The 23,151-nt window shown below is 74.6% G+C and carries 23 protein-coding genes; 7 read left to right on the top strand and 16 right to left on the bottom strand.

Translation table 11 applies throughout. The features are described 5' to 3' along the window. Nucleotides 1-98: 98 nt before the first annotated feature. The 7 genes from ACIQGZ_RS24420 to clpS form a co-directional block, all read right to left on the bottom strand. Nucleotides 99-1,067, bottom strand: a complete 969-nt coding sequence (locus tag ACIQGZ_RS24420; protein ID WP_402605374.1) for a PLP-dependent cysteine synthase family protein — start codon at nucleotides 1,065-1,067, stop codon at nucleotides 99-101. Continuing rightward, a complete protein-coding gene (locus ACIQGZ_RS24415) occupies nucleotides 1,067-1,345 on the bottom strand; it encodes a MoaD/ThiS family protein (RefSeq protein ID WP_402605371.1) in 279 nt (92 codons plus the stop codon). Before ACIQGZ_RS24415 ends, ACIQGZ_RS24420 begins: the two co-directional genes overlap by 1 nt. A gap of 125 nt (nucleotides 1,346-1,470) precedes the next feature. After that, complete coding sequence (locus ACIQGZ_RS24410) at nucleotides 1,471-1,584, bottom strand: putative leader peptide (protein ID WP_402605369.1); 114 nt, start codon at nucleotides 1,582-1,584, stop codon at nucleotides 1,471-1,473. Nucleotides 1,585-1,703: 119 nt separating this feature from the next. Next, nucleotides 1,704-2,135 carry a Mov34/MPN/PAD-1 family protein gene (locus tag ACIQGZ_RS24405; protein ID WP_402605366.1) on the bottom strand — a complete coding sequence of 144 codons (432 nt, stop codon included), beginning with the start codon at nucleotides 2,133-2,135 and terminating at the stop codon, nucleotides 1,704-1,706. Nucleotides 2,136-2,178: 43 nt separating this feature from the next. Continuing rightward, entirely contained in the window at nucleotides 2,179-3,681 is a 1,503-nt protein-coding gene (locus ACIQGZ_RS24400) for an amino acid permease (protein WP_402605364.1), read from the bottom strand. Nucleotides 3,682-3,817: 136 nt separating this feature from the next. Then, nucleotides 3,818-4,408 carry a DUF2017 domain-containing protein gene (locus ACIQGZ_RS24395; protein ID WP_402605362.1) on the bottom strand — a complete coding sequence of 197 codons (591 nt, stop codon included), beginning with the start codon at nucleotides 4,406-4,408 and terminating at the stop codon, nucleotides 3,818-3,820. Between the two features lie 67 nt (nucleotides 4,409-4,475). After that, nucleotides 4,476-4,778: an ATP-dependent Clp protease adapter ClpS gene (gene clpS / locus ACIQGZ_RS24390; RefSeq protein ID WP_402605359.1), complete on the bottom strand. Its 303-nt coding sequence runs from the start codon at nucleotides 4,776-4,778 to the stop codon at nucleotides 4,476-4,478. Between the two features lie 210 nt (nucleotides 4,779-4,988). On the opposite strand from clpS, the gene ACIQGZ_RS24385 reads away from it, so the two are divergent. Together ACIQGZ_RS24385 and ACIQGZ_RS24380 are read left to right on the top strand one after the other, a co-directional pair. Then, complete coding sequence (locus ACIQGZ_RS24385) at nucleotides 4,989-6,329, top strand: nicotinate phosphoribosyltransferase (RefSeq protein WP_402605356.1); 1,341 nt, start codon at nucleotides 4,989-4,991, stop codon at nucleotides 6,327-6,329. 204 nt (nucleotides 6,330-6,533) lie between these two features. Beyond that, a complete protein-coding gene (locus tag ACIQGZ_RS24380) occupies nucleotides 6,534-7,127 on the top strand; it encodes an isochorismatase family protein (protein ID WP_402605353.1) in 594 nt (197 codons plus the stop codon). Between the two features lie 83 nt (nucleotides 7,128-7,210). Here the strand turns inward: ACIQGZ_RS24380 and ACIQGZ_RS24375 are convergent, their stop codons facing one another. Beyond that, entirely contained in the window at nucleotides 7,211-8,620 is a 1,410-nt protein-coding gene (locus ACIQGZ_RS24375; protein WP_402605351.1) for a multicopper oxidase family protein, read from the bottom strand. A gap of 197 nt (nucleotides 8,621-8,817) precedes the next feature. After that, on the bottom strand, nucleotides 8,818-9,819 hold the full coding sequence (locus ACIQGZ_RS24370) for a hypothetical protein (protein ID WP_402605349.1): 1,002 nt from the start codon (nucleotides 9,817-9,819) through the stop codon (nucleotides 8,818-8,820). A 315-nt stretch (nucleotides 9,820-10,134) separates the two neighbouring features. Here ACIQGZ_RS24370 and ACIQGZ_RS24365 point away from each other — a divergent pair, with 315 nt between their 5' ends. From ACIQGZ_RS24365 to ACIQGZ_RS24355, 3 genes are read left to right on the top strand one after another with little or no spacing between them, the layout of a single operon-like run. Then, nucleotides 10,135-10,875 carry a hypothetical protein gene (locus ACIQGZ_RS24365; protein WP_402605346.1) on the top strand — a complete coding sequence of 247 codons (741 nt, stop codon included), beginning with the start codon at nucleotides 10,135-10,137 and terminating at the stop codon, nucleotides 10,873-10,875. Continuing rightward, nucleotides 10,872-12,650: a WXG100 family type VII secretion target gene (locus tag ACIQGZ_RS24360; protein ID WP_402605344.1), complete on the top strand. Its 1,779-nt coding sequence runs from the start codon at nucleotides 10,872-10,874 to the stop codon at nucleotides 12,648-12,650. The genes ACIQGZ_RS24365 and ACIQGZ_RS24360 overlap by 4 nt, the downstream gene beginning before the upstream one ends. After that, nucleotides 12,647-13,309: a hypothetical protein gene (locus ACIQGZ_RS24355; RefSeq protein WP_402605341.1), complete on the top strand. Its 663-nt coding sequence runs from the start codon at nucleotides 12,647-12,649 to the stop codon at nucleotides 13,307-13,309. The genes ACIQGZ_RS24360 and ACIQGZ_RS24355 overlap by 4 nt, the downstream gene beginning before the upstream one ends. Before the next feature lie 51 nt (nucleotides 13,310-13,360). On the opposite strand, the gene ACIQGZ_RS24350 is transcribed toward ACIQGZ_RS24355, so the two are convergent. From ACIQGZ_RS24350 to ACIQGZ_RS24335, 4 genes are all read right to left on the bottom strand, one after another. Then, nucleotides 13,361-14,794 carry a S8 family serine peptidase gene (locus ACIQGZ_RS24350; protein WP_402605339.1) on the bottom strand — a complete coding sequence of 478 codons (1,434 nt, stop codon included), beginning with the start codon at nucleotides 14,792-14,794 and terminating at the stop codon, nucleotides 13,361-13,363. 78 nt (nucleotides 14,795-14,872) lie between these two features. After that, nucleotides 14,873-16,348, bottom strand: coding sequence for a WXG100 family type VII secretion target (locus ACIQGZ_RS24345; protein ID WP_402605336.1), 1,476 nt, complete (start codon nucleotides 16,346-16,348; stop codon nucleotides 14,873-14,875). Between the two features lie 21 nt (nucleotides 16,349-16,369). Then, on the bottom strand, nucleotides 16,370-16,756 hold the full coding sequence (locus ACIQGZ_RS24340) for a hypothetical protein (protein ID WP_402605334.1): 387 nt from the start codon (nucleotides 16,754-16,756) through the stop codon (nucleotides 16,370-16,372). Nucleotides 16,757-16,848: 92 nt separating this feature from the next. After that, nucleotides 16,849-17,574, bottom strand: a complete 726-nt coding sequence (locus tag ACIQGZ_RS24335) for an endonuclease V (protein ID WP_402605332.1) — start codon at nucleotides 17,572-17,574, stop codon at nucleotides 16,849-16,851. Nucleotides 17,575-17,832: 258 nt separating this feature from the next. On the opposite strand from ACIQGZ_RS24335, the gene ACIQGZ_RS24330 reads away from it, so the two are divergent. After that, on the top strand, nucleotides 17,833-18,138 hold the full coding sequence (locus tag ACIQGZ_RS24330; RefSeq protein WP_402605329.1) for a hypothetical protein: 306 nt from the start codon (nucleotides 17,833-17,835) through the stop codon (nucleotides 18,136-18,138). A 37-nt stretch (nucleotides 18,139-18,175) separates the two neighbouring features. On the opposite strand, the gene ACIQGZ_RS24325 is transcribed toward ACIQGZ_RS24330, so the two are convergent. Together ACIQGZ_RS24325 and ACIQGZ_RS24320 are read right to left on the bottom strand one after the other, a co-directional pair. Next, nucleotides 18,176-18,820: an RDD family protein gene (locus ACIQGZ_RS24325; RefSeq protein WP_402605326.1), complete on the bottom strand. Its 645-nt coding sequence runs from the start codon at nucleotides 18,818-18,820 to the stop codon at nucleotides 18,176-18,178. Between the two features lie 77 nt (nucleotides 18,821-18,897). Beyond that, on the bottom strand, nucleotides 18,898-20,274 hold the full coding sequence (locus ACIQGZ_RS24320; RefSeq protein WP_402605323.1) for an RDD family protein: 1,377 nt from the start codon (nucleotides 20,272-20,274) through the stop codon (nucleotides 18,898-18,900). A gap of 382 nt (nucleotides 20,275-20,656) precedes the next feature. On the opposite strand from ACIQGZ_RS24320, the gene ACIQGZ_RS24315 reads away from it, so the two are divergent. Beyond that, nucleotides 20,657-21,064, top strand: a complete 408-nt coding sequence (locus ACIQGZ_RS24315) for an SsgA family sporulation/cell division regulator (protein WP_402605320.1) — start codon at nucleotides 20,657-20,659, stop codon at nucleotides 21,062-21,064. Nucleotides 21,065-21,079: 15 nt separating this feature from the next. Here the strand turns inward: ACIQGZ_RS24315 and ACIQGZ_RS24310 are convergent, their stop codons facing one another. Then, nucleotides 21,080-22,432 carry a glycosyltransferase 87 family protein gene (locus tag ACIQGZ_RS24310; RefSeq protein ID WP_402605317.1) on the bottom strand — a complete coding sequence of 451 codons (1,353 nt, stop codon included), beginning with the start codon at nucleotides 22,430-22,432 and terminating at the stop codon, nucleotides 21,080-21,082. Nucleotides 22,433-23,151 lie beyond the last annotated feature (719 nt).

Raw genomic sequence — 23,151 nt, 5'->3', positions numbered from 1 at the left:
ATCTCGGGTGCGGGAAGTGCCGGGCCGGGCGCGCAGTTCCCCGCGCCCCTGCCGGGGCGGGGGGTTGCCCAGGGTGTTGGTGGGCAACCCCCGGGGGGTCAGGCCCAGAGTTGGCCCTGGAGGGCTTCGACTGCGGCTTCGGTGGTCTCGGCGGTGTAGATGCCGGTGGAGAGGTACTTCCAGCCGCCGTCCGCGACCACGAAGACGATGTCGGCCCGCTCGCCGGCCCGCGCCGCCTTGCGGCCCACGCCGATCGCCGCGTGCAGGATGGCGCCGGTGGAGACCCCGGCGAAGATGCCCTCCTCGCGCAGCAGCTCGCGGGTCCGCACCACGGCGTCCTGCGAACCCACGCTGAACCGGGTGGTCAGCACCTCGGCGTCGTACAGCTCCGGCACGAAGCCCTCGTCCAGGTTGCGCAGGCCGTACACCAGGTCGTCGTAGCGGGGCTCGGCGGCGACGATCTGCACGCCGGGGACCTTCTCCCGCAGGTAGCGGCCGACGCCCATCAGGGTGCCGGTGGTGCCCAGGCCGGCCACGAAGTGGGTGACGGTGGGCAGGTCGGCCAGGATCTCCGGGCCGGTGGTGGCGTAGTGGGCGCCCGCGTTGTCCGGGTTGCCGTACTGGTAGAGCATCACCCAGTCGGGGTGCTCGGCGGCGATCTCCTTGGCGACCCGTACGGCCGTGTTGGAGCCGCCCGCCGCCGGGGAGGGGATGATCTCCGCACCCCACATGGTGAGCAGCTCGCGCCGCTCTGAGCTGGTGTTCTCCGGCATCACGCAGACCATCCGGTAGCCCTTGAGCTTGGCCGCCATGGCGAGCGAGATGCCGGTGTTGCCGCTGGTGGGTTCGAGGATGGTGCAGCCGGGGGTGAGCCGCCCGTCGGCCTCGGCCCGCTCGATCATGTGCAGCGCGGGGCGGTCCTTGATGGAGCCGGTGGGGTTGCGGTCCTCCAGCTTGGCCCACAGCCGCACGCCCCCGGAGTCGTTCCCGGGGACGGCGGCGGAGAGCCTCGGCAGCCCCACCAGCGGGGTGTTGCCGACGGCGTCCAGCGGGGTGTCGTAACGCATCAGCGCGCGCCGCCGGCCACGGCCGGGAGGATGGTGATGCTGTCGCCGTCGGCGACGCCGGTGGAGATCCCGTCCAGGAAGCGGACGTCCTCGTCGTTGAGGTAGACGTTGACGAACCGGCGCAGCTCGCCGCCGTCGACCAGGCGCTCGCGGATGCCGGGGTGGCGGGAGTCCAGGTCGGCGAAGAGGGCGTCCAGGGTGGCCCCGCTGCCCTCGACGGCCTTCTGACCGTCGGTGTAGGTGCGGAGGATCGTCGGGATGCGGACCTCGATGGCCATGGCTGCGCTCCTGGGGAGTGGGGGGGCGCCGGAGGGCGCCGGCAAGGAAGGGTGGGGATGCGGGGGCGGCCCCGGGTGCTCGCGGGGCCCGGTCGCGCGGGCGCGCCGACGACGGCAACGGCCGGTCAGCGGCGGTTTGCGGTAGGACAGATCGCGCTGGCGAGGCGGCACAGGTCGATGTGCAGCCGCGCCACGAGGCGGACGCCCGGGGCCTTGGAGCTCACATCGACGGAACGCATACGGTCATCGTATCGATTCCCACCCGCGATTTGGGATGGCCGTCCCACTCTCCGGATGACTGCGTCTCGGATGTCGATATGCGCGGGCCGCCGGGCGCCGCTCGTGCTGCCGGCCGGGCTCAGTCCTGGTAGGCGTCGACCAGCCGGACGTCTTCCTCTGTGATCTCGCCGTCCACGATGCGGAACGAACGGAACTGGAAGGGGCCCTCGTCGTTGCCGCACTCGGCGGTGGAGACCAGGACATAGTGGGCGCCCGGCTCGGAGGCGTACGAGACGTCGGTACGGGACGGGTAGCCCTCGGTGGCGGTGTGGGAGTGGTAGACGATCACCGGCTCCTCGTCCCGGTCGTCCATCTCCCGGTAGAGCTTCAGCAGGTCGGTGGAGTCGAACTCGTAGAAGGTGGGCGACCGGGCCGCGTTCAGCATCGGGATGAACCGCTCCGGCCGGTCGCTCCCGGCCGGCCCGGCCACGACACCGCATGCCTCGTCCGGATGGTCGGTCCGGGCATGGGCCACGATCGCGTCGTGCAGCTCTCGGGTGATGGTCAGCATGCGGCTCAGGATAAGCCGGGGCCCCTGGCGGGTCCGGTCCGGCTCAGGTCTCGCCGAGCAGCGCCGACCGCTGCTCGCCATGGGCGGCCACGGCGGCCGGATTGCGGCGCCTGAGCACGGCGTAGCCGCCGGTCAGCAGCAGCAGCCAGGCCGGGAAGACGTACAGCCCCACCCGGGCCTCCCGGTCGATGCCGATCAGCACGGTGACCAGGGCCAGGAAGCCGAGCGCCGCCCAGCCGGTCCACGGCGACCCGGGGGCGCGGAAGGTCGGCGCGGGCAGCCGACCCGCCCGGTAGGCGCTGCGGTAGCGGAGCTGGCAGACCAGCACGACGGACCAGGTCCAAATGGCGGCCACGGTGGCGACCGAGGTGATGTACAGGAACGCCTTGGCGGGGGCGGTGTAGTTGAGCAGGACGCCGACGCCCATCAGCAGCGCCGAGACGGTGACGGCGGCGGCGGGGGTGCGGCGGGCGTTCAGCCGGGTGACGGCGCCGGGGGCCTGGCCCTTGAGGGCGAGGTCGCGCAGCATCCGTCCGGTGGAGTACATCCCGGAGTTGCAGGAGGACAGCGCGGCGGTGAGCACCACGAAGTTGACGATGCCGCCGGCCGCCGGGATGCCGACCCGGCCGAAGACGGCGACGAACGGGCTGACGCCGGGCTGGAACTCGCGCCAGCTGACCAGGGAGAGGATCACCAGCAGCGCGCCGATGTAGAAGACGCCGATCCGCAGCGGCAGGGTGTTGATGGCCCTGGGGAGGGTCCGCTGCGGGTCCCGGCTCTCACCTGCGGTGACGCCGACCAGTTCCACGCCCAGGTAGGCGAAGAGCACGATCTGAAGCGTCATCAGGCTGCTGCCGACGCCCGCCGGGAACAGCCCGCCGTCGGCCCACAGATGGCTGACCGAGGCGGTGTCGGCGGCCTTGCCGAGCCCGAGGGTGAGCACCCCGACGCCGATCAGGATCATGCCGACGATCGCGGTGACCTTGACCAGCGAGAACCAGAACTCGATCTCGCCGAAGAGTTGCACCGAGATCAGGTTGGCGGCGTAGAGCAGCAGCAGGAAGAGCAGCGCGCTGGCCCACTGCGGGACGGCCGGCGCCCAGTAGTGGATGTAGACGGCCGCCGCCGTCACCTCGGCCATGCCGGTGACCACCCACATCAGCCAGTAGGTCCAGCCGGTGGCGAAGCCGGCGAACGGCCCGAGGAACTCGCGGGCGTACTCGGCGAAGCTGCCGGAGACCGGGCGGTAGGTGAGCAGTTCGCCCAGCGCCCGCATGATGCAGAAGACGACCGCGCCGGCGACCGCGTAGCAGAGCAGCAGGCTGGGGCCGGCCCGGTGGATGGCGGTGCCGGCGCCCAGGAAGAGGCCGGTGCCGATGGCGCCGCCGATGGCGATCATCTGGACCTGCCGGCCGCCGAGCCCCCGGGCGTACCCCTCGTCGCCGCCGGGGGTCGGCGGGGCTTCCGGGCCGGACGCGCTCGGGCCGGGTGCGCTGGGGCCGGGTGCGGCGGGGTCCGGTACGGCAGGGTGCTGCTGTGCTGCCATGGGTGTGAGGCGCCCTTTCGTCCGCAGCCCGGGGCGGGGGGCTCCGGGCGTGCTGAGCGCAGTCGTACCACCGGCCGTTCGGACATTCGCCCCGATTCCGGGCATCAGCGGCGGTGATTCACCCCTTCGGGGCGACTCAGGGCAGCACCGCCTCGACCAGCGACTCCTGCATCGCCCCTAGCCACAGGTAGGCCATCACCAGCGGCTTGGCCGGGTCGTCGTCGGGCAGCCGGTAGAGCCGGTCGTCCTCGCCGTCGTCGGCCACGTCGAGCCGGGCGCCCAGGGTGAGCCGCAGGTCGTTGAGCGCGCCCAGCCAGCGGCGGCACTGCTCCGCGTCCAGCCGCAGCACCCCGCCCCGCTCGCCGCCGGAGCCCAGGGCGTCCAGCGCGTGCACCACGGCCAGGGCGTCCTCCCGCTTGCGGGTCCGCAGGTCGACCTCGGTGAAGCGGCGGAACTCGGCGGAGGCGGCCCGCTGCTCGTCGTCCTGCGCCTGGTTCGGCTCCCCGTACGCGTCGGGGAACAGCCGGGCCAGCGCCGGGTCCTCGGGCGGCGCGGAGGGGCCCTCGGCGAACAGCGCCGCCAGCGGGTCGGCCTGCTCCTCCTCGGCCGGTCCCGGGCCGATCAGCTCCAGCATCTGCACCGCCAGGCTGCGCAGGATGGAGGTCTCCACCTCGTCCAGCGCGATCACCGCGCCGCCGCCGGAGGCGGCTTCGAACAGTCCGGCCATCAGGGTTTCCGGGTGCCCTTCATCGTCGTTCGCTGTCGTCCGTCACACGGGCCGTGCCCGCCGGGGCCTACCGGTCCTGGCTGAGCGTGGCCCACAGGCCGTACCCGTGCATGGCCTGCACGTCCCGCTCCATCTCCTCGCGGCTGCCGCTGGAGACCACCGCGCGGCCCTTCTGGTGCACGTCCAGCATCAGCTTGCGGGCCTTGTCCTTGGGGTAGCCGAAGTACGACTGGAAGACGTAGACCACGTAACTCATCAAGTTGACGGGGTCGTTGTGGACGATCGTCACCCAGGGGGTGTCGGGGTTGGGGACCGCCGCTGCGGCGGACTCCGACTCGGTGCGCTCGATCTCGGTCGGCGCGACGCTCACGACTTCGTTCCCCTCTGCGTTCTCCACGGCGTTGGCAACCCGACCGGGCTGCGCGTGGGCCCCGAGCGGGTCGCGTGCGTGCCCAGCCGGGCACCACCCCACACCCCCATGCTGCCACCCTGGCGGCCCGGTTGCGATTCCGGGCCGGTGCGGCGCGGGTCCGCCCATCGGAAATCGTCAGAGTGACGTTAAGGGGGTAGCATCATCGGCATGGACGTCACGGACGCATCCGGCGCCGAGCGCGCCCCCGGCGCGCCTTCCACGGCGCTGCTCACCGACCACTACGAGCTGACCATGCTGCAGGCGGCACTGCGCAGCGGCGCCGCGCACCGACGCTCGGTGTTCGAGGTCTTCACCCGCCGACTGCCCGAGGGCCGCCGGTATGGGGTGGTCGGCGGCATCGGCCGGGTGCTGGACGCCATCGAGTCCTTCCGCTTCGACAGCACCCGGCTGGACTGGCTCTCCGCCAACGGCGTGGTGGACGACGACACCCTCGACTGGCTGGCCGGGTACCGCTTCAGCGGCGATGTGCACGGCTACCCCGAGGGCGAGGTCTACTTCCCCGGCTCGCCGATCCTCACCGTCGAGGGCAGCTTCGCCGAGGCGGTGCTGCTGGAGACGGTGGTGCTCTCCATCCTCAACCACGACTCGGCCGTCGCCGCCGCCGCGTCCCGGATGACCGCCGCCGCCGGCGACCGCCCGTGCATCGAGATGGGCGCCCGGCGCACCCATGAGCAGGGCGCGGCCGCCGCCGCGCGGGCCGCGTACATCGCGGGCTTCGGCTCCACCTCCGACCTGGAGGCCGGCTTCCGCTACGGCATCCCGACCGGCGGCACCAGCGCGCACGCCTTCACCCTGCTGCACGACACGGAGCGGGACGCCTTCACCGCGCAGGTCGCCTCCATGGGCCGGGGCACCACCCTGCTGGTCGACACCTACGACCTCACCGAGGCGGTGCGCACCGCCGTCGAGGTGGCCGGGCCCTCGCTGGGTGCGGTCCGGATCGACTCCGGCGATCTGCTGCTGCTCGCCCACCGGGTGCGCCGCCAGCTGGACGAGCTGGGTGCCGGGCACACCCGCATCCTGGTCACCTCCGACCTGGACGAGTACGCCATCGCCGCACTCGCCGCCGCGCCAGTCGACGTCTACGGGGTGGGCACCTCGCTGGTCACCGGCAGCGGGCATCCGACCTGCTCGATGGTGTACAAGCTGGTTGCCCGCGCCTCCACGGCCGACCCGCAGGCCCCGCTGGTGCCGGTCGCCAAGCGGTCGGCGGGCGCCAAGACCAGCCGGGGCGGCCGCAAGTGGGCGGCCCGGCGGACGGACGCGGACGGGGTGGCCGAGGCGGAGGTGGTCGGCACCGGGCCGGTCCCGCGCGAGCTGGCCGACCGGCTGCTCCAGGTGCCGCTGGTGCGGGGCGGGGAGATCGTCGGCCGGGAGCCGCTGGCCGCCGCCCGGGAGCGGCACGCCGCCGTACGGGCGCGGCTGCCGCTGTCGGCAACACAGCTGTCCCGGGGCGAGCCGGTGCTCCCCACCGAATTGGTGTCCTGATCGGGGCCCCCTGGCCGAGTGGGGCGGGCCGGTGCGGGCAGGGGCGCATACGGGGGAGCAGCACGCCCTCTGCCACCGGGCGCCGCCACTGCCTACGCTCTGACGCGTCCCACCGGGACCACTGGGACCACCAGGACCACTGGGACCACCAGGACCACCCCGACCACCCCGACCCTTCGGCTCAGCTTCCCAAGCGAGGAACCCATGCACCGGGCACTGATCGTCATCGATGTGCAGAACGACTTCTGCGAGGGCGGCAGCCTCGCCGTCACGGGCGGCGCCGAGGTGGCGGCGGCGATCACCGACCTGGTCGCGGAGAGCACGGTGGGGTACGCCCATGTCGTCGCCACCCGCGACAGCCACCTCGACCCGGGCGACCACTTCTCCGACCACCCCGACTACGTCCACAGCTGGCCCGTCCACTGCGTCGCGGGCACCGAGGGCGTCGGCTTCCACCCCAACTTCGCCCCCACGGTGATCTCCGGCGCGGTCGAGGCCGTCTTCGACAAGGGCGCCCACGCCGCCGCGTACAGCGGCTTCGAGGGGGTGGACGAGAACGGCGTACCGCTGGCCGGTTGGCTGCGCTCGCGCGAGGTCACCGAGGTGGACGTGGTCGGCCTGGCCACCGACCACTGCGTGCGGGCCACCGCGCTGGACGCCGCCCGGGAGGGCTTCCGCACCCGGGTGCTGCTGGACCTCACGGCGGGCGTCGCCAGGGAGACCACCGAGCGCGCCCTGGAGCAGCTGCGCGCCGCCGGGATCACCCTCACCGGCGCGCCGGTGCCGCCCCCGGCCTGACCCGGGCGGCGGGGGCCACCCGGGTCAGGCCGTCAGCTGGGCCCGTCCGTCAGCTGGGCCCGTCCGTCAGCTGGGCCCGTCCGTCATCTGGGCTTGACCATCAGCGAGGTCATCATCCCCAGGTCCTCGTGCTGCGCCATGTGGCAGTGCAGCATGTAGGTGTACTTCTCCGACGCGAAGTCGGTGAACCGCAGTGCGATCCGCACCCGCGCCCGGTGCGGAATCTCGATCGTGTCCCGCCAGCCCAGCTCGACGCCGTGGGGTCGCCGGCCGTTGATCGAGACCAGCTGGAACGGCACGTCGTGGACGTGGAACGAGTGGTTGCCCGGCGCCTGGTTGACGATGTCCCACACTTCCAGATCGCCCTCGCGGACCACGATCATGTTGTGGTCCATCGCCTCCATCGTCTGGCCGGACACCCCGTTGATGCCCAGCAGCCCCCGGCGGTCGCTGAGCGCGATGGTGCGGGGCTTGACCCCGGAGACGTCGAAGCGGTGGATGTTGTTCAGCCGGGACGGCAGCGCCCGCAGCTTGCGCCGCGTCGAGCCCGGCAGCAGCCGCAGGAAGGTGTGGGTGCCGTTGCCGCCGCGCCTCAGCCCGGTCTGGACGGTGACATTGAGCGCGACCTCCTCGGCCACGTCGACCACGATCTCCGCCCGGCAGGCCGCCACCAGCCGCACCCGGTCCACCCGGGTGGGCCTGTCCAGGAAGGCGGACTCGGTGGCGACCTGCTCCAGCGGTCGGCCGTCCGCGCGGGCCACGGTGAGCACATCGGCGAGCGAGGCGTTCAGCAGCCGCAGCCGCACCCGGCCCTTGGTCGCGGTGAAGGTCAGCGGCTCGTCGTCCACCGTCGCCCCGTTGACCACCAGCGGGAAGGACACGTCGCCGTCGCGCCGGCCGAGCGGTTCGGACCTGATGTCGCCGTCGTCGCCCACGGCCACGCTCTGCATGATCACCGGGATGTCGTCGGTGCCGTAGTCGCCCGGCAGGCTGGACGACGCCTTGGAACCGTCGTCCACGATGAGCATCCCGGCCAGCCCCATGGCGATCTGAGCGGCGGTCCTGCCCATGGTGTGCGGGTGGTACCAGAGCGTCGCGGCCTCCTGCTTGATGGTGAACTCCGGCTTCCACGTCTCGCCGGGCGGGAAGGCCGCGTGCACCCCGCCGTCGTCCTCCGGCGGCACATGGGCGCCGTGCCAGTGCACCGCCACGTCCTCGTCCAGGTCGTTGGTGACCTCCATCCGGACCCGCTGCCCGTTGCGCACCCGTACGGTCGGCCCGAGGTACGAGCCGTTGAACCCGGCGGTGCGGCTGCTCACCCCGGGGAGCAGCTCATGGGTGCCGTACCCCAGGCGGAGCGGGAAGACCGTGACGCCGTCCCGCTCGGTGGGCACCAGCATGTCGGGGATCGGCAGGCGCCTCCCGGCCGCCGCCGCCCGCTCCGCAAGAGTTATCCCGGTGACGCCCGCGACGGCCGACACGGTGGTCGCCATGGCGGCGATGAATCCTCGCCGGGACAGACCCGGCCTCCCGATGCGCTGTACAGGCGGAGCGATGTCATCCATAACCCTGGACGCTAACCACAGCATTAATAGGATTAACGGACCATCTGCTTTGTCCACTCGATCAGCCGCACCGGCCACCGTACGGCCCGTCACACCCGCCACCGGGCCCACCGCCAGGCCCACCGTCACGCCGGATCGGCGAGCAGCGGCACCGGATCGACCCCGCCCGCCGCCAGGGCCGCCCGGACCTCCTCCCGCACCGCCGCCGGCTCGGCCGCCAACCGGTCCGACGTCAGGCACACCACCCGCACCCCCAGGTGCTCCATCCGCTGCCGGCAGCCCCGCGCCCACGCCGCCTCACCCTCGCTCACGCACCGCAGCTCGGAGTCCAGCTCCACCGCCACCGCCGACTCCGGCCAGTACAGGTCCGGCACCGCCACAAAGGTGCCGCCCCGGGTGCGCAGCTCCGCACCGCGTACCGGCTCCGGCAGCCGCCCGCCGTCCAGCAGCGCCGCCAGCCGCTCCCCCGCCGCCTCCCGGACGTCCGCCAGCACCTCGTCCAGTGCGGCCCGCACCGGCGGCTCCGCCGTCAGCCCGGCGTCGGCCAGCTCCCCGACCAGCTCCCGGACCGGACAGCCCCCGGCCGCGACCGCCTCCCGCAGCAGCTCACGGACGGCGCCCGGCCGCAGGCCCTCGGCGCCCCACACCGACAGCGCGTCGGCCACCGCCCGCGCGATCGGCGCACAGGCCAGGCCGTGCACCAGCCGCGCCTCCAACGCCCGGTCGGTACGGAGGATGCGCACCTCCCCCGCGTCCCGCAGCCGCCGCTGACGGGGCACCAGCACTTCCACCCCGGTCACGGCCGGCAACCGGGGCACCGAGGCGAACCCGTACAGCGCCAGCGCCGCCGCGCCGGTGATCGCGGGTGCGCCGCGCCGCTCGACCAGGCCGTTCTGCGCCGCGTACAGCAGTGCGGCCCACAGCCGCTGCTCGGGCGTCGGGGCGCTCGGCTGGAGCAGGAAGACCCGGGGCAGCAGCCGCCGCCATGGACCGCCCGGACGACAGCGGCCGCTGACCGTCTTGGCGGGGATGCCTCGGGCGCGCAGCTGACCGGACGTCACCACGTTGTGCTGGGACCGGGCCAGCTCGTCGAGCGAGGGGGCCGGGGAAGGGATCTGATGGCTCATGGGCAGACGATCCCCAGCGACCGCCGTCCGCTATCCGGAACCGGGAGCCTGTTACAGAGCCGTCGCTGATTCCGGACAGCATCGCACTGGAGTCCGCCCACTCGCGCTCGAACATCCGGCGAACACCGCCGGCCGCCTTCACTCGGACGGGTGAGCCGCTGGTCACGGGTACTGCGGCCCCTCGTACGACCATGACGCACAGTCAGTTCAACTGCGCCGGGCTCAAACCCCTGACTGTGCCGGGCCCCCGGCAAGCCCTAAACTGTCGCGCCGACCGGCACGTCGACGCCGGGAGGCCGAGCGGGGGGAGAAGGCATGGCAGTGATGCTGCCCAGCGAGTTGGACGAGATCCTGGAACTGATCGGAATCGTCTGGCCCAATGTGGACGAGGACGAACTCCGGGCGATAGCGAACGAGTACCGGACGTTCGCCGCCGAGCTCGACGACATCCGTACCTTCTCGGACAACGCGACCGGATATCTGCGCTCCGTCACCACCGGCAAGGCCATCGACGCCTTCGGCCGGCACTGGGACGACCGCCAGTCCAAGGGCATGGAGCACCTGGGCGAGGTGGCCCGCACCTACGCGGGGCTGCTGGACATCGCCGCCGGGCTGATCGAGGCGGGCAAGCTGTCGGTCATCGCCCAGCTGTGGGCGCTGTTCGCCGAGGTGATGGCGGCTCAGGCCGCCGCACCGCTCACCTTCGGGCTCTCCGAGGCGGGCGCGCTGGCCGCCACCCAGGTGACCCGGGTGGCCGTCCGGGAGATCCTGGAGCAGCTGGCCAAGAGCCTGGCGCAGACCCTGCTGAGCATCGTCGAGGACGCCGCGCTGGCCGCCGTGCAGAAGATCATCCTTCAGCTGGTGGAGCAGGGGCTGGAGAACTACACCGGCGTCCGCGACGGCTATGACGTCGGGGAGGCCGTCCGGGCGGGCATCTCGGACGGTGTCAACAGCTTCGTCGGCGCGGCGACCGACCCCAGCACCTGGGCGAACGCGGCGGTCGACGGCGTGAAGAACGGCATCTCCGCCGGTAGCGGGACTGGGGGCAACCGATGAGCCACGCATCCGGTCACCGCCCCGGTCAGCCGCCGACCCACCATCCGACCGGCGGCTCGCACCAGCACCCCCCGCAGACCCGGACCCCGCCCGAGCACCCGCCGGGCAGCCGGCGGCCGGGCGACCCCGACCCGCAGAGCGGCGGCGGGCAGGGCGGCGGGCACGACGAGACCCGCGACCCGAACCACGGCGGGGACGGCGGCCTCAACATCGATGTCGGCGGGATCACCATCGGCGGTGGCGGGGACGACGGGGACGGTGGGGACGGCAGCGGCTCCGGGGGTGGCCAGGGCGGCCCGTCGGACGACGGCGGCTCCGGCTGGGACGGCGGCGGTACGCCGTCCGGGCAGGTCGGCGGGGAGGGGCGGTATCCCCTGCCGACCGACGGCGGCAACGTCTGCCTGCCCGGCCAGGGGTCGGGCGGCGCGGGGGACCAGACCTCCGGCGACCCGGCGGACTTCGAGGCGGCCGAATCCCGGCTGGAGCAGGCAGCCCAGGACTTCGAGACGGCCGGCGACCGGCTGGCCGACCTGGGCCGGCGGCTGGCGGACTGCCTGGGCAACGACTCGCTGACCTCGTCGGCCGCCGGACCGGCGCAGGAGATCGCGGACAAGATCCACGAGATCAGCGGCAAGCTGGCCTCCGGCCTGGCCACGACCGGCCACCGGCTGGGCGACCAGGGCCGGGCGCTGCGCCAGGCCGACCAGTCGTCCGGCGACCGGATGGACGGCCTGGGCAAGGGCTCCCACGAGGTGACGCCCCCGGCCACCGGCGGCGGCTCCGGCGGCAGCGGCGGGCCTTCCGGCGGCGGTGGCGGCGCGGCGGGCGGCGGCCCCACGCCGAGCACGCCCTCGTCGCCGGACCTGGGCGGCGCGGGTGGCGGTGGCGGTGGTGGCAGCAGTACGGGCATCGACTCGGTCGGCCCGCCGGTGGCCCAAGCCCCCGCCCCGCCGGTCCTCGGCGGCGCGGGTGGCGGCGGTGCGGGCGCCCCGGCCGACCTCGGCTACCAACCGGACGTGCTCATCCCCACGCCGGTGACGACCGAACCGGCCGCGGTCCCCGATCCGGGCACCGGTGCCGATACCGGCGCCGGCTCTGAAACCGGCGGCGACGCCGGTACCGGCGGCGACGCCGCCGAGCCGGCCCGCCCGCTCGTGGCCGGCAGCGGCCTGGAGATCGGGCTGCGCGCCGAGGCCCACGCCCTCGGCCTGAGCGGCGCGGACACCGACCAGGTGGTGACCGTCCTCGAAAGCCACCCGCACGGCGAGCAGGCCGCCGAGACCATCGCCTCCGGCCGGTACGACGACAAGCCCGGGTTCAAGGACACGGTGTCGATGCTCGCCAACGCCGACACCGCACCGGCCGCCATGCACCAACTGGACCTGGCCGCGAAGATGTCGGACCACGGCGTCGACGACCTCAGCTTCGCACCCACCGAGGGCAGGGACGGCACCCGCTCCGACACCGCCCTGGTCGCCCGGGGCGGCGACGGGCAGAGCTACGCGTACCGCTTCAAGGACCTCGACGACCCCTCCCAGCTGGTGCGCACCGCCCAGAAGGAGCTGCTGCAGACCACCGGCAGCGGCGCCGACCACCAGGTGCTCTGGCTGCACACCTCCGGCTCGCTGGACGACCTGCGGGCGGACGGCACCCTCCGGCAGCTCACCGAGCTCTACAGCCGGCAGCGGGCGCAGTTCGTGGTCGAGACCGACACCGGGAGGGTGGGCGTGCCCGCCGGCGGCCGGTTCTTCCCCTGGAACGAGGACATCAGTTGATCACCTCCAGCCCCGTCGCCCGCTGGACCTGGAACAGCGGCTCCACCACCGGCGACGAGATCACCGACTGCGTCGGCGCGGCCCTCTCCGTGCTGTACGTCCTGGTGGCCAACCGCCTCTCCGGGCCGGTCCGCCGGATCTCGGTGGAGGTCGGCCGGTACGGCGCACCGCAGAGCCCGCTGCACCACGGCGTCTTCGAGCTGCGCGGCAACTCCCTGGAGGAGAACGCCCGCCGCATCGTCGACGAGGTCCGGGCCGCCGCCGCACGCGGGCCGATCGGCTCCGTCGTGTCGCGGCTGGCCTGCCCCGGGCGCTGGTACGACGCCGACGGGGCCGAGCACCGCGAGGCGCGGATGTTCGACTGCGGCGCGCTGGCCACCGACAGCTTCGTGGCGGTGGACCTGGCCACCTACGGGGGCTGCTGGACGCCGTACGACCTGACGGGCCGTCCGCAGCCGACCGTGCACCAGGCCAACGCGCCCCGGCTGGCGGCGGCGCTGAACGGGCTGGCCGCCCTGCTGCGCGACCCGACCGAGCCGGACGGCCCGACCCGGTTCGGCGTGCCCACCCCGACCGGGGTGGCCAACCTGTTCGGCCCGGACGGCACCGCGGACGACGTCTGGAGCCGCTTCGAGCAGCCCGCCACCGTCACCGCCTGAACGGCGACGGCGCCTTCGGGTGCCGGGCGCGGAGCCCGGCACCCGGGGGTGTCACTGCTGGTAGGGATTGGGCTGCTGGCCGGGCTGCTGGCCGGGCTGCTGGTACGGGTTGGGCTGCTGCGGCGGCTGGGGGTACCCCTGCCCGTACGGCTGCTGCTGCCACTGCCCGGGGTACGGCTGCTGCTGCGGCGGCGGTGCGTACGGCGGGTACCCGGCGCCGGGTCCGCTGAGGCCGCCCGGCCCGCCACCACCGCCACGGCGCCGCCGGACCACGAGCAGCACCACGACCACCAGCAGCAGCACCACCACGGCCCCGGCCATGATCGCCCACACCGGCACCCCGCCGCCGTCCGCCGCCTGCGGCGCGGCGGCGTCCCCGCTGCCGCCGGGCACGGCCGACCGCGTACCGCCCGCCGCTGCGGCGGCGGGCTGCGACGGCACGGCCGAGGTCGACGGCTGCCCGTCGTCCTGCTGCGCCTCGGCCCGGCCCAGCAGCGGATTCTCCTTCGCCCCGGCGGGGATGTCCGCGCTCAGCGCCTGCCGGGGGCTGGCGATGCCGTAGCCGTAGCGGTCGTTGGGCGCCTTGCTGCCGTCGGGCGGCGCGACCGCCGACTTGATGAGCCGGTTGATCACCTGGCCGGCGGACAGTTCGGGATACTTCGCGCGCACCAGGGCGGCGGTGGCGGAGACATAGGCGGTGGCGTCGGAGGTGCCGCTGCCCAGGTTGTAGCCACCGGTGGAGCCGGCCTCCGCGTGAGGAATGTGGACGCCGGGAGCGGAGAGCGTGGTCTCGGGGCCGTGGTTCGACTTGTCCCAGACCTTGCCGTCCACATCGACAGCGCCGACGGCAATGACCCCGGGGAAGGCGGCGGGATAGGCGACCCGGTCGAAGCCGTCGTTGCCCGTGGCACCTACCAGCACCACATCGTGGTCAACCGCGTAGCGGACGGCTTCGCGTTCGCCGCTGTCGTGACCACCCGACGTACGCAACGACATGTTGATGACCTTGGCGCCGTGGTCCACCGCATAACGGATCGCGTCAGCCAGCCGGACGTCCCCGCTGAGGTCCATACGATCGGCCGCCAGGTGGACCTTGACCGGCAGGATCTTGACCCCGGGAGCCAGACCCATGATGCCGTCCTGGCCGCCCACCCCGTGCCCATGACCGGCGATCAGGCCCGCCATCTCGGTGCCGTGGCCGTTCTCGTCGGTGCGGCCGTCCGAGTGCCCTCCGGAGAAGTCGGCACCGGGCAGGATCTGGCCGGTGAGGTCCTGCTGGCCGGCCGACACCCCGCTGTCGATGAGACCGACGATCACCCCCTGGCCCTTGCTGATCGGCCAGACGTCCTGAACCACGTTGTACTTGATCAGTGGCCACTGCCCGTCACGCACCTGATCGGCCGAGGCACTCCCCGTCCCGGCGCCCCACATCAGCCCCAACGCGGCGACCAGCGCCGTGGCGCGCCCCAGTGCCCTGAACCTCAACTTCGGCCACCTCGCTCGATCATGCGATCGTCCCGCAGACCTGCTGTCTGCGGGACGATCGGCTGGCATGTCGGACCGTCATTCCACCACGTCGGGATTGGGCCGGGCGCCGTCGATCCAGGTCTCCTCATCCTCGACCAGGTAGTCCGGTCGCTCCCCCCGGCGCTCCTTCTCCCGCTTGCCACCCCGGGCGCCGCCGAGGCCACCGGCCCCGCCCGCGGAGCCACCCGCGGAGCCGCCGGACCGACCCACCCGCGACCGGCTGCCGATCCCGGTACCGCCCTCGGTGAAGGCACCGCCCCGGCCGCCCTCCATGCTCTCCCCGACCACACCGCCGGACCGCCGACTCAGGCCGCCGGCCCGGCCGGCGGTCGAGCGGGCACCGGCGCCCAGGCCGCCGCCCGCACCGCCACCGGTGCCATAGCCGCCGGCTGCGCGGCCCGTGCCCTGCCCCAGGGCCGCCGCGTCCAGGGGACCGCCACCGCCACCCCGACCGGCTCCGGCCCCGAACCGCGACCGGCCGCCGGCCCCGCCGGCGGTGCGACCGGCTTCGCCCTCGATCGGCGCACTGCCGCGCCCGGCGCCGGCGGTGAGCCCACCGGCGGTGCGCACGCCTCCGGTGAGCCCGCCGCCCGCCACCGGGAGGCCCCCGCCGATGCCGTGCGAGGCGCCGGGAGCGCCGCCACCGGGGAGCGCCCCCGGTGCCACGCCCGTCGTCCGGACACCGCCGGTGATGCCGACGGTCGATCCGTCGATGCCGGTGGCCGCCCCGGTCACCGGGGAGGCGGGGGCGTGGGTCACCGTGGTCGCGGTACCCCCGTGCACGGCGGGGTCGGTCAGCGCCGGTGTCCCCCCGGCCGCCGTGCCGACGCTGCTGGGCACGGCCGTGGCGTGGCTGCGCCGCGAATCACCGGAGCTGCTGCCGCCGCCCGATGCTCCGGCGATCCCACCGAGACCGGCGCCGACGATCACGCCGCCGATGGCGCCCGCTCCGCTCAGGTCGGGTGGTGGCGGCCATTCACGCTCCTTGTCGTCAGCCCCGCCGGTGGGCACCTTCAGCACCCCCACCGAAGCCCGGTAGCGCGAGGCCAGCGTCTGCAGGACCGCGACCGCCTGCTGCTTGCGGGACTGAGCCTCGCTCTCCCTGGTGTCCGCGTCGTCGGCGCCGAACATCGACGACACCCGGTCGCCCACCCAGTCGGTGGCGCTGTCCCAGGCCGACGGCTCGTCGGGCATGGCCGCCTTGGCCTCGTCGATCGAGTCGGCGACGATCTCCAGCGTCACGGCGGCGTTGTTGGCGTACTCGGCGCCGTTGTTGACGCTGTCGGCCAACTTGGCCATGGAGGCGGCGAAGGCGTCGCTGGCCTGGCCGTCCCAGTCGGTGGTGGCCTGGCCGGAGTAGGTCCGCAGGGCGCTGCGGATGTCCTTGAGGGTGTCGTACGCGCGGCGCCACGGGTCGGCGGCCCGCATCACGGCGCCGGAGTTCATGGCGTCGACCATGTTCTTCAGGTCGCCGTGGCTGTACTGGCTGAAGTCGGTCGTGGCCTCACCCATGGCGGTACTCCCCGTTCCCGGTCACCACTTGGTGCTCTTCTCCACCGCCGCGGCGGACGGCGGGGCGGCTGCGGGCCCGGACCCCGTGGAGTCGTACCGCAGGTCGGCGGCCGTGCCGTGCTCCTGCTCGTCGTAGTTGCGGGCGGTGGCGTCGGCGTTCTTCTGGGCCCCGTCCACGGCCTGGTAGAGCAGGTCGAGCATGTCGCGAAGCCCCTCGCGCATATTGCCGTACGCGTCCGACAGTTGCCGGGCCTCCGCGAAGGGGCCCAGGCTGCCCGCCGCGAAGGCACTGTCGGCATGCGCCCGCTCGCCGTTCGCACCGGCGTCGAACTCGGACAGCAGGCCGCGCACCTTCTTCGCGAAGTCCTGCAGGTTCTCGACCTGGACCCTGTAGCCCGAACCGGCCACGGTCTGCCTCCCCCTCGGCCTCCACCCACGTTCTGAGCACTCATGTCTAACACAGCGTGGGCCGCGATTGAACGGACCCTCACCCGAACCGGTCACTCGGTCCCGGGACCGCCGGACCGCTGCGCCCCCGCCAGGGTGCGGCGGCAGAGGGAGTCGGCGGCGCGGGTGGTCTCCGGGAGGCGGTGGCGGGGCGTGAGGTGGAGGGTGTGGGCGCAGGCGTGCTCCAGTGAGACGGCGTGGCCCACCGAGACGAAGACCGGCTTGACGCCGTCGCGGGTGCGCAGCGCGCGGCCGACGTCCTCGCCGCCGTCGAGCAGCGGGGTGCGGTCGCCCCGGGCGGGTCCCGGTGGCTGGTGGGTGAAGGTGAACGGGGTCTTGGCGACGCCGAAGCTGGGGATGCCGGTGAGTACGCCGAGGTGGCTGGCGAGCCCGAGGCGGCGGGGGTGGGCGATGCCGTAGCCGTCGCAGACGATCAGGTCGGGCGGGGTGCTCAGCCGGGCCAGCGCCTCCAGTACGGCGGGGAGTTCGCGGAAGGCCAGCAGTCCGGGGATGTAGGGGAAGGCGCTGCGGCCGACGGTGGTGGCCTGCTCCAGCACCTCCAGGGTGGCGATGTCGAGCACCACGGCGGCGGCCGCCACCAGGCCGCGCTCGTCGTCGTAGGCGACGTCCACGCCGGCCACCGTGCCGCCGTCCTCGACGGCCGGGCCGGGGCCGGTGCGGTCGACCCGGTCGCGGAGCCGCGCCTGCTCGGCCAGGGCTTCGGCCTCGGTGCGGGGCCAGGGGCGGGCGGTGGCGGCGGCGCGGTCGGGGGTGGTCACGCACCGGAGGCTATCGCCACCGGGCTGACCGTACGTCAATCATTCGGCGGACGGCCGCGGCCGTGGACGTGAGCAGCACCACAGCCCGGCCACCGGGGCCGTGAGCCCGTGCGCCCCCCATGCATCGCCGTCGGCGGTTAGGGTGGACTCACCTGTGCATGGACCGGGTAGAGCACAGTGAAACCCCTGCCCCGCCTCGCGCGGGGGGCAGTCGGTCAGCCTGTCACGGACGTCCCCGATGCGAAGGACGGAACCACCATGCCCCGCCCGACCCCCGCCCAGATCTGCTGGGGAACGCTCGTCACCGTGTCCGCGACCGTGGTCATGCTCGCCGTGTCGGGTACGGACAGCCTGCCGGTCGTCACCGTGCTGGTGGTCGTGGCCGTCGCGCTGGGGACCCTGGCCGCCGCCCTGCCGCTGATCGCCCGCTCCCGTCGCGCCGAGCCCGCGGCCTCCCGGGTCATCGGCTCGGGCGGCGCCGCCGTTCCCGCCCAGGGCCGCGGCCGGCGGCCGGCCCAGACCGCCGACGCGGGCTTCGCACGCCCGAGCTCCGGGCGGCCCTGACCCGGCGTGCCCGCGCAGCGCCGTCAGTCCGGTTCGCTCAGTGCCGGGCGTCGACCACCACGGTCCGCGCGGCCTTGTCGTGCAGGCACTGCCGGTACGGCCGGTCGAAGAGGCACCAGCCGCCGTCGATGATCACCCAGAAGCCGCAGCAGAGCACGGACGGCAGGCTGTAGACGGCGGCCCGGGTCCAGGCGATGCCGCCGACCGGCACGCCCCCGTCGACCAGTCGGGCCACCCGCACCTTGGTGACCTTCTTGCCGACGGTCTGGCCGTCGCGTGACAGCATCAGGCTCTCGTAGACCCAGTAGACGAGGCCGCCGACGATGGAGAGCGTGGCCTCGCCGCTCCGGTTGTTCCAGTTGACGAACCAGCCCAGCACCAGGCTGACCAGGGCGCCGATCAGCACCGCGTCGATGATGCGGGCCAGCAGCCGCCGGCCCAGCCCGCCCAGCGGCGGCATCCCCGGGATCGGCTCCCCCGGGACACCGGTTGGGACACCGCCCGGCGCCCCGCCCGGTGTCCCGCCCGGGTAGTCGTACGGGGAGCCGGACCCGTACGGCGGCGGGGGTGTGCCGTACGGCGGGCCGCCGTACGGACCGGCGGACGGCGGCGGCTTGTCGAAGGAGGGCGGCTGGTCCCCCTGCTCCCCGGGGTCCGGTCGGTTCGGGTCTTGGCTGGTCATAGTCCGAGTAGAACATCGGACTGCGATCGATATGCCGGTATGCGTACCGTTTTGACCGCCATTCGAGTCAGCGGCGGTCACCCGTCGGACGCGACGAAGGTGCCCCCCGCCTTGTCGTGCCAGCACTGCCGCAGCGGCCGGTCGAGGAGGCACCACAGCAGGTCGAGGAAGCCCGGCAGCAGCACCGCCCCCAGCAGCAGCTGGGCCAGCCAGCGGCGGAGCGCGCCGCCGAGCCCCGGTGGCCGCCGCGCGGCCGCGTCCAGCACCCGGATGCGGGCCAGCCGCTTGCCCAGGGTGCGGCCGGACCGGGCGGTGGGCAGCACCTCGTACAGGAAACCGATCAGCAGCAGGACGGCCAGGAAGCCGCCGGCCTGGCCGAGCACGGTGGGGTCGACCAGCCAGATCCGCATCGACCGGCCGGACTCCCGGGCGGCGTCGATCTTGGCCTGGAGGTGGTGCACCGCGGCGGCGGCGAGCGGAACGCCGGCGGCGGTGGCCAGGGCGGCGACGACCAGGCCGTCGACCAGCCGGGCGAACAGCCGCCGCCCGTACCCGGCGGGCCGGGCCGCCCGCCGCCCGGCCGGGGGCGCGGCGCGGCGGTCGGCGCCCTGCGGCCGGGCGGCGGCAGCGGCGGGGCCGGGGGCCGGGGCGGGCGCGGTGGCCCGGGTGGGCGGCGGCACGGCGGCGGTACGGGTGGTCGCGGTACGGGTGGTCGCGGCGGGCCGGGTCGCGGCGGTGCGGGCCGGGGCGGTGCGGGCGACGGCGGTCGGCGCCGTGGGGGCGCCGGCCGCCCAGGCCGGTGTGCGGCGCCGCTCGGGCGCCGGGGCCGCCCCGGCACCGGTCTCGACGGCGCCCCAGGAGACCCAGCGCGGAGCCGCCTGGGGGTCCGCCGGGCCGCGCTGCCGACCACCGGTCGGCCACTCCGGGTCCGCGTGCGCCGCCGGGGCGGCCACGGCGTCGGCGGCCGTGGTCACCGGCGGTGGCGGCACCGGCGCCGCCGGGCGCCGGGGGGCGGCGGGCGGCGCCGGTGGCGGGGTCGCCGGGTCCGCCGGCTCGGGGGCCCGGCGGGCGGGCAGCGCTGGGCTCGGCATGGCGCCGGTCCGGGGGCCGGTGGTGAAGGAGGTGCCGCCGGTGGTCTCGTCGAAGAAGACCGGCCCGGACCGCTCGACCGCCGTCGGCTCGGCCCAGGCCACCCCGCCCGGCTCCGGTTCGTCCTCGGCGGCGACCGGGGCGGCCGCCACCGGCGGCGGCACGGACCGCGCCGAGGGCGCCGCGCGCCGCGCCACCACCCGGGGCGCGGGCAGCACCTCGCCGGGGCCCGGCGCGCGTCTACTGGTGCCGGGCGCCCATCCCCGGCCGTCCCAGTAGCGGACGTACCCGGGGATGGAGGGGTCGGGGTAGTAGCCGGGCGCGGGCGCGCCGGCCGTACTGCCGGAAGAGGGTCGGTCCGTCATCTGTCCCCAGTCCCGTGGTCGGCTCTGGCTGTCGGGGATGGCCCCGCTGGTACGCACGCCCCGCTCCCGCCACGGCGTCCGTGGTGCGCGGCGGCGGGACGCGAGGGGCCACCCGGGCACGCCTCGACACGGCGCGCACCCGCGCAGTGACAAAGCGTAGTACTCCGGTGGCCTTCGGTGGGCGGGTTGTCGAAGGATCGGGCGGCGAAGGGCTCGATCCGGTTCGCTTGGCACCCGGCGCCGGGGGCGGGAGCGCGGCGGACCGGTCGGGAAAACCCGCGTAAGAGTCCACCGTCCGGGCGCTCCCACGTATCACAGGCCCGGGGCGGGGCATGCGCGTCCTACCCCCGGGAGAGGCCGGTGCAGAGAGGAAGTCACACCCATGGAGACCCTGGTCGAGCACGAGTTGGAGCTGAACCTCGTGCTCTCACCCGAGCGGAGCGTCCCCGTGCCCGCCCTGCTGTCGTACGGCGCGCACGACCCCTACGCGGTGCACATCACCTTCCACCTCGGCTCGGCCGCCCCGGTGACCTGGGTGTTCGCCCGGGAGCTGCTGGTGGAGGGCACCTTCCGGGAGTGCGGGCAGGGCGACGTACGGATCTGGCCGTCGCAGCCGGGCCGGCAGGGGGTGCTGAACATGGCGCTGAACTCGCCGGCCGGCGAGGCGCTGATCGAGGCGCCGCTGACGGCGGTGCTGGGCTGGCTGGAGCGGACGCACCGGCTGGTGCCGCCGGGCTGCGAGGGCGAGTCGCTGGACCTGGACGGCGCGCTGGCCGAGCTGCTGGCGTGACGGGTGCCGGACCGGTCAGCGGGGCGCGGGGGCCCGCCGCCGGTCGAGGGGGCGCTGCGCGGGCACCGTCGAGGACCGGGCTCCGGCGGCGGTCAGCCGCCGCCGGAGGCGCAGCGCCGCCAGGACCAGCACCGCGATCCCCAGCACCGGGTAGACGGCGGCCGGCAGCTGCTGCCAGCCGGAGAGGTGCAGGTCCCGGGTGCCCTTGTGCGGCACCATCCACATGCTGTAGCAGCAGAATCCGAAGAGGACGACGGCGACGATCGGGCGCCAGCGCAGCCTGCGCACCGGCAGCGGCCGGGACCGCTCCCGCGACGCCTCTGCGCAGAGCAGCATGCCCAGCGGCACGCACCACACCCAGTGGTGGGTCCAGCTGATCGGCGAGACCAGCAGCCCGGTGACGGCCGTGCACAGCACGCCCCACGCTTCGGCGCGCGGCAGGTGCGGGGCGCTGCGGGACGCCCGTACCGCGACCACCAGGCCGAACACCCCCACCACTGCTGCGGCCAGCAGCGCGGCGGGGCCGGGGTCGGTGTCGTGCAGCAGCCGGGCCACCGCGCCGCGCACCGACTGGTTGTCGACGATCTCGGTCTTGCCGACCCGGCTGGAGTCGAAGAGGTACGTCCCCCAGAAGCCGTGCGAGGCGTCGGGCAGCGCGATCCAGCCGACCGCCACCGTGCACAGGAAGGTGGCGAAGGCGGTGAAGGCGGCCCGGACCCGGCCGGTGAGCAGCAGATAGACCGCGAACAGGCCGGGGGTGAGCTTGATGCCGGCCGCGATGCCGATCCCGATGCCGGTGCCGCGCCGCCCGCCGGCGCGGGTGAGGTCCCAGAGCACCAGGCAGGCCAGCGCCAGGTTGACCTGCCCGTAGCGCAGGGTCGTCCAGACGGGTTCCAGCCAGACGCCCAGGCCGGCGGTCAGCAGCACCGCCACCGGGCGCAGCTCGCGGCGCGGCCAGCCGACGAGCCGGCAGGAGAGCCAGGCCAGTACGCCGAGCAGGACCAGGTTGCCGCCGGTGACCAGGGCCCGCAGCGCGGAGACGCCGATCCATCCGGTCGGGACGAAGAGCATCGCGGCGAACGGCGGGTAGGTGGCGGGCAGCGCCCACTCGGAGACCCGGATGGCGTAGAGATCGCTGTGGTCGGCGACGGCGCGGCCCTCGGCCCGGTACACCATCATGTCGATCATCGAGGAGCCGGCCAGGTGCCGGGCGACGGCGTAGCCGAGCAGCGAGACCAGCGCCACGGCGGCGGCGGTCAGGGTGGGGCGGCGGGGGGCGTCCCGCAGGGCGCGGAGCACTGCGCCGCGCCCGGCCGGCTCCGGCCCGGTGACGTCCGGCGCCGGACGGTCCTGGTCCACCACTGTCACCGCAGTACTCCATCCCACGTCGAACGCCGCGACCCTACCCGATGCGCCCGCCACGGCCGGGTTCCCCGGCGGGGGACGGTCGCCGGGGGCCCGGGGTGGCGGGCGGCGTCCCGGCTACTGCCCGTTGCCGCGCCCGGCATCCCCGGGGCCGGGCTGCGGCCGGGAGCAGCGGGGGCGGCCGGGGGCGCGCGGACAGTACAGGCGGGCGTACGACGGCGGGCAAGCGCCCCGGGGCGGGCGCAGGGGCAGGACGGGACGGCGCACGGCGGGGAGCGGACGCCGGGCAGGCACGGCAGGCCGGGGCCGGGGGCAGGAGCAGGACTGGACGGGACGGGACGGCGCGCAGTGGGGAGCGGGCGCCGGGCATTCCCGGGCCGCGCCCAGGGCGGGCGTCAGCAGAGGGCGCGCGGCGGTGGGCGAGCGCCGGGGAGGCACGGGAGGGCGAGGCGCGGGGCAGAACGGGACGGCGAGGCGCGGGGCAGAACGGGACGGCGCACGGCGGGGAGCGGACACCGGGCACCCCCGGGGCGGGGCCGGCGTCAGCGGCGGGCGGGCGCGCGGCGGCGATGCGGGCGCCAGGGGCGGGCGAGCGCCGGGCATTCCCGGGGCGAGGCCGGCGTCAGCGGCGGGCGTATGACGGCGGTGCGGGCGCCAGGCAGGCACGGCAGGCCCAGGCGCGCGGGGCAGAACGGGACGGCGCGCAGCGGAGAGCGGACACC

The organism is Streptomyces sp. NPDC092296 (assembly GCF_044755465.1).
GTDB lineage: Bacteria > Actinomycetota > Actinomycetes > Streptomycetales > Streptomycetaceae > Peterkaempfera.
Note: the sequence above shows the minus strand (reverse complement) of the source record. Positions and strands in the feature narration are given on the sequence as shown.

Excerpts from the sequence above, each read along its gene's own strand:
- ACIQGZ_RS24420 (WP_402605374.1), bottom strand. The coding sequence starts at position 1,067 with ATGCGTTACGACACCCCGCTGGACGCCGTCGGCAACACCCCGCTGGTG.
- ACIQGZ_RS24415 (WP_402605371.1), bottom strand. The coding sequence starts at position 1,345 with ATGGCCATCGAGGTCCGCATCCCGACGATCCTCCGCACCTACACCGAC.
- ACIQGZ_RS24410 (WP_402605369.1), bottom strand. The coding sequence starts at position 1,584 with ATGCGTTCCGTCGATGTGAGCTCCAAGGCCCCGGGCGTCCGCCTCGTG.
- ACIQGZ_RS24405 (WP_402605366.1), bottom strand. The coding sequence starts at position 2,135 with ATGCTGACCATCACCCGAGAGCTGCACGACGCGATCGTGGCCCATGCC.
- ACIQGZ_RS24400 (WP_402605364.1), bottom strand. The coding sequence starts at position 3,681 with ATGGCAGCACAGCAGCACCCTGCCGTACCGGACCCCGCCGCACCCGGC.
- ACIQGZ_RS24395 (WP_402605362.1), bottom strand. The coding sequence starts at position 4,408 with ATGGCCGGACTGTTCGAAGCCGCCTCCGGCGGCGGCGCGGTGATCGCG.
- ACIQGZ_RS24385 (WP_402605356.1), top strand. The coding sequence starts at position 4,989 with ATGGACGTCACGGACGCATCCGGCGCCGAGCGCGCCCCCGGCGCGCCT.
- ACIQGZ_RS24380 (WP_402605353.1), top strand. The coding sequence starts at position 6,534 with ATGCACCGGGCACTGATCGTCATCGATGTGCAGAACGACTTCTGCGAG.
- ACIQGZ_RS24375 (WP_402605351.1), bottom strand. The coding sequence starts at position 8,620 with ATGGCGACCACCGTGTCGGCCGTCGCGGGCGTCACCGGGATAACTCTT.
- ACIQGZ_RS24370 (WP_402605349.1), bottom strand. The coding sequence starts at position 9,819 with ATGAGCCATCAGATCCCTTCCCCGGCCCCCTCGCTCGACGAGCTGGCC.
- ACIQGZ_RS24365 (WP_402605346.1), top strand. The coding sequence starts at position 10,135 with ATGGCAGTGATGCTGCCCAGCGAGTTGGACGAGATCCTGGAACTGATC.
- ACIQGZ_RS24360 (WP_402605344.1), top strand. The coding sequence starts at position 10,872 with ATGAGCCACGCATCCGGTCACCGCCCCGGTCAGCCGCCGACCCACCAT.
- ACIQGZ_RS24345 (WP_402605336.1), bottom strand. The coding sequence starts at position 16,348 with ATGGGTGAGGCCACGACCGACTTCAGCCAGTACAGCCACGGCGACCTG.
- ACIQGZ_RS24330 (WP_402605329.1), top strand. The coding sequence starts at position 17,833 with ATGCCCCGCCCGACCCCCGCCCAGATCTGCTGGGGAACGCTCGTCACC.
- ACIQGZ_RS24325 (WP_402605326.1), bottom strand. The coding sequence starts at position 18,820 with ATGACCAGCCAAGACCCGAACCGACCGGACCCCGGGGAGCAGGGGGAC.
- ACIQGZ_RS24320 (WP_402605323.1), bottom strand. The coding sequence starts at position 20,274 with ATGACGGACCGACCCTCTTCCGGCAGTACGGCCGGCGCGCCCGCGCCC.
- ACIQGZ_RS24315 (WP_402605320.1), top strand. The coding sequence starts at position 20,657 with ATGGAGACCCTGGTCGAGCACGAGTTGGAGCTGAACCTCGTGCTCTCA.